The organism is Arthrobacter sp. GMC3, assembly GCF_002929305.1.
Lineage (GTDB): Bacteria > Actinomycetota > Actinomycetes > Actinomycetales > Micrococcaceae > Specibacter.
In genome coordinates, this window is sequence record NZ_PJIO01000174.1 from 1 (window position 1) to 512 (window position 512).

The following is a 512-nucleotide window of genomic DNA, read 5'->3' on the forward strand; positions in this document are numbered from 1 at the left end:
CTGGAAACTATGAAAGCCAGCAACGACGAGGCATACAGCGACTTTCCACTCTGACTTTCCACAGTGGAAAGCCGCACTTTCCACATTCATTGCTGAGGGTGGAAAGTGAGCGCCTGTTTCGGCGAGTGTGGAAACTGTTAAAGCCAGAAACGGCGGGGCCTCCAGCGACTTTCCACCCTCGTGAAACGTGTCATTTTCACTTTCCACCTACGATGAAAATCAGGGGCTCATGCCGTATAAATCTATTACGAGTGGATGGAGTGAGAGGTGTGTGGGTATCTGTGTCGCGTAGCGGTTGTTGGCGATGCCAGGGACGAATTGGGCAGTTTGGGATCGCGGCTCTGTCTCCCGAGCGTGCTCGTGGGTGTCGGTACGCGGCGATAATGGCGGTCTGGGCGCTCGCCAGGTGGGGGATACTTGGGAGTCAAAGAGATGCGGCCCGGCGAGTTCTGGCTACGATTCTTCCGAATGGCAGGTTCTTTGCGCAGGCGCGTAGAGCGAGCGCGGTCCAG

Annotated in this window: 1 protein-coding gene; it reads right to left on the reverse strand. The window is 56.4% G+C overall.

Features of this window, described 5'->3' with window-relative positions; genetic code table 11:
• A partial coding sequence (locus CXQ94_RS22990; RefSeq protein ID WP_219817135.1) for a hypothetical protein occupies window positions 1-207 on the reverse strand: 207 nt, incomplete at its 3' end.
• Window positions 208-512 lie beyond the last annotated feature (305 nt).